This is a genomic window from Variovorax sp. YR634 (genome assembly GCF_900106655.1).
Lineage (GTDB): Bacteria > Pseudomonadota > Gammaproteobacteria > Burkholderiales > Burkholderiaceae_C > Variovorax.
The window spans coordinates 1-5,053 of the sequence record NZ_FNOL01000048.1; the positions used below are offsets into that span (position 1 = coordinate 1).

Annotated in this window: 5 protein-coding genes and 2 pseudogenes; 3 read left to right on the plus strand and 4 right to left on the minus strand. The window is 67.3% G+C overall.

What is annotated here, in order from left to right:
• Both BLV60_RS34800 and BLV60_RS33650 read left to right on the plus strand, forming a co-directional pair.
• A pseudogene (locus BLV60_RS34800) lies at positions 1-93 on the plus strand (universal stress protein); the annotation flags it as partial.
• Between the two features lie 8 nt (positions 94-101).
• Positions 102-1,454, plus strand: coding sequence for an MBL fold metallo-hydrolase (locus BLV60_RS33650; RefSeq protein WP_093060104.1), 1,353 nt, complete (start codon positions 102-104; stop codon positions 1,452-1,454).
• 22 nt (positions 1,455-1,476) lie between these two features.
• Here BLV60_RS33650 and BLV60_RS33655 read toward each other — a convergent pair whose 3' ends face one another.
• The 4 genes from BLV60_RS33655 to BLV60_RS33670 all read right to left on the minus strand — a co-directional run bounded on the left by BLV60_RS33655 (position 1,477) and on the right by BLV60_RS33670 (position 4,581).
• Positions 1,477-2,466 (minus strand): zinc-dependent alcohol dehydrogenase family protein, encoded by a 990-nt coding sequence (locus BLV60_RS33655; RefSeq protein WP_093060112.1) that lies wholly within the window; start codon positions 2,464-2,466, stop codon positions 1,477-1,479.
• 98 nt (positions 2,467-2,564) lie between these two features.
• Positions 2,565-3,284 carry an acetoacetyl-CoA reductase gene (gene phbB / locus BLV60_RS33660; RefSeq protein ID WP_093060106.1) on the minus strand — a complete coding sequence of 240 codons (720 nt, stop codon included), beginning with the start codon at positions 3,282-3,284 and terminating at the stop codon, positions 2,565-2,567.
• A gap of 2 nt (positions 3,285-3,286) precedes the next feature.
• Entirely contained in the window at positions 3,287-3,940 is a 654-nt protein-coding gene (locus tag BLV60_RS33665) for a BON domain-containing protein (protein ID WP_093060108.1), read from the minus strand.
• 137 nt (positions 3,941-4,077) lie between these two features.
• On the minus strand, positions 4,078-4,581 hold the full coding sequence (locus BLV60_RS33670) for a Rossmann-fold NAD(P)-binding domain-containing protein (protein WP_093060110.1): 504 nt from the start codon (positions 4,579-4,581) through the stop codon (positions 4,078-4,080).
• A 236-nt stretch (positions 4,582-4,817) separates the two neighbouring features.
• On the opposite strand from BLV60_RS33670, the pseudogene BLV60_RS33675 reads away from it, so the two are divergent.
• A pseudogene (locus BLV60_RS33675) lies at positions 4,818-5,053 on the plus strand (Crp/Fnr family transcriptional regulator); the annotation flags it as partial.

Sequence of the window (5,053 nt, forward strand, 5' to 3'; positions counted from 1 at the left end):
TACGGCCACAGCCGGGCGCGCGAATGGGTGATGGGCGGCGCCACGCTGTCCATGCTCCAGTGGATGACTCTGCCCGTGCTGATGTCGCACTGAGGAACCCCATGCGCATCGACTTCCTCGGCGGCACGGGCACCGTCACCGGCTCGAAGTACCTGCTGACGCACGAGGGCCGGCGGCTGCTGGTCGACTGCGGGCTCTTCCAGGGGCTCAAGCAACTGCGCCTGCGCAACTGGGAGGCACTGCCGGTCGACGCGGCCGACATCGATGCCGTGCTGTTGACGCACGCGCACATGGACCACAGCGGCTTCGTGCCTCGGCTGGTGCAACTCGGCTTCAAGGGCAGGGTGTATTGCACCTCGGCCACGCGCGAACTCTGCGAACTGCTGCTGCCCGACTCGGGCCGCTTGCAGGAAGAGGACGCCGGCTTTGCCAACCGCCACGGCCATTCGAAGCACAAGCCCGCATTGCCGCTGTACACCGAGCAGGACGCGCGTGCGGCCCTCAAGCGCTTCGAGGTCGTCCCGCTCGGCCAGGAGTGCTCCCCGTGGCCCGGCTGGTCCTGGCAACTGCACAGGGCGGGTCACATCCTGGGCGCCGGCAGCCTGCGCGTCGGCTGGGAAGGCTCGAGCATCCTGTTCTCGGGCGACCTGGGGCGCAGCGAAGACCTGCTGATGCGCCCGCCCGAAGTCGCCGAACCCGCGGACTACGTGGTGGTGGAGTCGACCTATGGCAATCGCAAGCATCCGGTGTCGGACACGTTGGCCGAACTGGCGGGCGTGATCAACCGCACGGCCGCGCGCGGAGGCATCGTGGTGATTCCGGCCTTTGCCGTCGGGCGCGCGCAGACGCTGCTGCATTGCATCCAGCTGCTCAAGCAGGCGCGGCGCATTCCCGATATGCCGGTGTACCTCAACAGCCCGATGGCGGCGGATGCTACGCGCATCTATCGCAAGCACCTGGACGAACACCGCTTGAGCGCCGAACAGTGCGCCGCGATGCAGGGCAAGACCATCATCGTCAACACGATCGAGGAATCCCGGCGATTGAACACCCTGGGTTTTCCATCGATCATCGTGTCGGCCAGCGGCATGGCCACCGGCGGGCGCGTGCTGCACCACCTGAAGGCCTACGCGCCCGACGCCAGGAACACCATCCTTTTTGCAGGCTTCCAGGCGGCCGGCACGCGCGGCGCGGCCATGGTGGCCGGCGCCGACTCGATCAAGATCCACGGTGCCTACGTGCCGGTACGCGCGGAGGTCGCGAACCTCGAGACCCTGTCGGCCCATGCCGACCGCGACGAGCTGCTCGCCTGGCTCGATGCCCAGCGCGCTCCGCGCCGGGTGTTCGTGACCCACGGAGAGCCGGTGGCCGCCGATGCATTGCGGCTGGCCATCGAGGAGCGCCACGGCTGGCCGTGCACGGTGCCCGACTACCGCGAATCGCGGGAGCTCTGAAGTCCGGCGCGCGGGCTCCCGTTCAGGGCACCAGCACTGCGGCGCCCTCGATGCGGCCCGCGCGCAGATCGGCCAGCGCTTCGTTGGCCTGCACAAGCGGATAGGTCCTGACATGCACCTGCAGCGGATGCGCCTGCGCGAATGCCAGGAACTCCTTCGCATCGGCGCGCGTGAGGTTCGCCACCGAGACAACGCTGCGTTCCTCCCACAGCAGCCGGTACGGGAAAGCCGGGATGTCGCTCATGTGGATGCCGCCGCACACAACCCGGCCGCCCTTGCACACGACACGCAGCGCGGCCGGTACCAGTTCGCCGGCGGGCGCGAAGATGATGGCCGCGTCTAGCGGCTCGGGCGGCCGCTCGTTCGAGCCGCCAGCCCACACGGCGCCGAGGCTGCGGGCGAAGGCCTGCATCGCAAGGTCCGCGGGCCGGGTGAATGCGAAGACCTCGCGACCTTGCGCAATGGCCGCTTGCGCTACCAGGTGCGCCGCGGCGCCGAAACCGAAGATGCCCAGCCGGCGAACGCCTTCGCCGGCTGCCTTCAGGCTGCGCCAGCCGATCAGGCCCGCACAGAGCAGGGGGGCAATGCGGGCGGCATCGGCTTCGGGCATGGCCAGTGGCAGGCAGAACGCGGCCTCGGCAATAACGTGACTCGCGAAGCCGCCGTCCCGGTGGTAGCCGGTGAAGCGCGGCGTGTCACAGAGGTTCTCGCGGCCCTCGGCGCAAAAGGCACAGCAGCCGCATGTGTGGCCCAACCAGGGCACGCCGACGAGGTCACCCACGCGATAGCCTGTTCCCTCTGAGCCGGTTTCCTCCACCACGCCCACGATCTCGTGACCCGGCACGATCGGCAGCACGGGCAGCGGCAACTCGCCGTCGACGATGTGCAGGTCGGTACGGCAGACCGCGCAGGCCAGAACGCGAAGGCGAAGCTCGCTGGGCCCAGGCTTTGGGATGTTGCGTCGCTCCAGTTCGAGCGGCAGCAGCGCTGCGTTCAGCACCATGGCGCACATGGTCGGCTCGCTCCGGACGCAGGGATCGAGTGTGACTTGTGTCGCGGAGATGGCATGCATGGCGGGTCTCGCTGAAAAAACGCCCGGGCGTTGCCGCCTCAGGCCATGTACTTGCCGCCGTTGATCGACAGTGTGATGCCGTTGACGAACGCGGACTCGTCGGCGACGAGGAACACCACGCCGCGCGCGATCTCCCCCGGCGTGGCCAGGCGCCCGGCCGGAATGGCCGACAGGATGCGCGCCATCACCTCGGGGGCGATCGCTTCCACCATGGGGGTGTCGGTGTAGCCCGGCGCCACCACGTTGGCAGTGATGTTGCGCGAGGCGCCTTCGAGCGCGAGCGACTTGGTGAAGCCGATGAGGCCGGCCTTTGTCGCAGCGTAGTTCGTCTGGCCGGCCTGCCCGGACAGGCCGTTGACCGAGCCCATATTCACGATGCGGCCAAAGCGCCGCTCGCGCATGCCACCGATGGTGGCGCGGCACATGTTGAAGCAACCGCCGAGGTTCACGTCGAGCACCTCGCGCCACTGCTCGACGCTCATCTTGTGTAGCATCGCGTCGCGCGTGATGCCGGCGTTGTTGACCAGCACTTCGACGGGGCCGAGTTCGGCCTCGACGCGCGCGACACCGGCCTGACACGCGGCGAAATCCGCCACGTTCCAGCCGAAAGTCGGGATGCCGGTGCGCGCGGTGAAAGCCTGTGCGGCCTCCGCGTGGCTTGCGAAGTTGGCCGCCACGCGGTAGCCAGCGGCGAGCAGGGCCTCGGCCGTGGCCGCCCCGATGCCGCTGCTGCCGCCGGTGACGAGCGCGACGCGCATGCTCAGGCGTCCACGAGCAGGTCGTTCACCACCACTGTGACACCTGGTGTGGCCCACGCGGCGCCTTGCACCGCGTCGCGCTCGGTCCAAGAATGGACCGTGCCGCGCAGCGTGACCTGCGAGCCGTTGACCGTGATGGCAAGCTGGCGGGCTTCGCGGTCGGCCTGGCGCGAAAGCGCGTCGTGAATCTTCTTCTCGATGTCGGCGGGACTCACCTTCGGCTTGACTTTCACGAGGTTCGACACGCCGGTCACCCCCATCAGGTTGCATACCGCGCTTTCGGCAGCGCTACGCTGGTAGTCCCACTCGACTTCGCCGTTCAGCGTGAGCCAGCCTTTTTCCACCATGGGGTGGATCTTGTCGTCGGGCACGAGCACGTTCCACTCGAGCGCGCGTTCGGCCGCCATGGCGATGTCGGCATCGGTGCGCTGGTTGTCGAAGGGCAGCTTCACCGTCAATTCGATGGCCAGCGCCTTGACGCCATGCACGCGCTGCACGGCGCGCTCGACGGCGTATTTCTCGGCGTAGCTGGCCAGGTGGCCGGTGAGGGTGACCACTCCGTCCTTGACGATCACCCCGATGTCGGAGGTCTTGACGTCGGGTGCCCAGTTCAGCTCGGCCTGAATGTCGTTGCGCAATTGGGTATCGGTCTTCATGGGAGATTCCTTGCGGTGAGTGGATGGAGGAGCGGTCGTCGCGTTAAAGCCGTTTGCGACCGTGGAGTTCACTGTAGGAATAGGAAGGCCCAGCCGCATTGCGCTGGATCAAGTGCGCGCGTTGGGCGCCAGGCGGCTCAGGCAATGGCGTCCAGCAGCAGGGCCTGGAGCACGAAGCGCCGGTTGTCGGCCAGCGTGGTCCTGTCGCCGAGCAACTCGGCAAGGTGCCCGGTTGGATGGGCTTTCGTGGCGGCGCCATCGAAGACAGGGATCCCGGCGTGCTGGCCGATGCGCTGCACGAGTTCGGGGTCCAGGCCCTGGCATTCCACGGCTTCGTAGAGACGGCCGAGCATGCGGGCCGTGTTCTGTACTTCCTGTTGTGCGTTCGCGAGCGACAGGCCCGGGCGCATGACGGCCACGTGCGCGCCCATTTCCTCGGCAGCGCTGCGAAAAAGCGCCTGTGCCTCGTCGGACGGCATCTCGCACAGCAGCCCCAAATTCTTGCCGCTCAGCAGCCTCGGGGTGCTCCCGTCCAGCGAGGCGCGCTGGAGCAGCCGCGCGCGGCACAGCAGGCTCGTCACCTCCAGCGGCGAGAGCTGCGGTGCGGCCTCGGGGGCGCAAGTCTTGCGGGAGAGGGGCATGGAAATAGTCGATATGTGACCTGCCAAGGCTAAGGACCCCGATGGGCCCGGACTTGATACAAGTCAAAGCACGGGGATGCGCATATGTGATTTGCCGCACGCCCCATGCCGTTGGTACACGCCGGACACATTGCATTTACCGAGCATTACCCACCGACTCCAGCCGTTGTCATCGCGTTGCCGAAGGCTTCCTAGCATCCATCCATCGACACGCGACAGACCACCAAGGAATCCAGATGCTCAATACCGTCGCCCCCTCGAAGACCGCACCGGTCCCGACTGGCTTGGCATTGCCCACCATCGGCTGGGAGTGTGCGGGTCGGAACACCGCCGACACGCTGAAGCTGCTGTGCGAGCAACTCACCCCGCAGCGCCGCGTGGTGCACACGGGTGACACGATCTACCAGGCGGGCGAGCGCTTCGGCAATCTCTACATCCTGAACTCGGGCTTCTTCAAGATCGTGAATCTCTC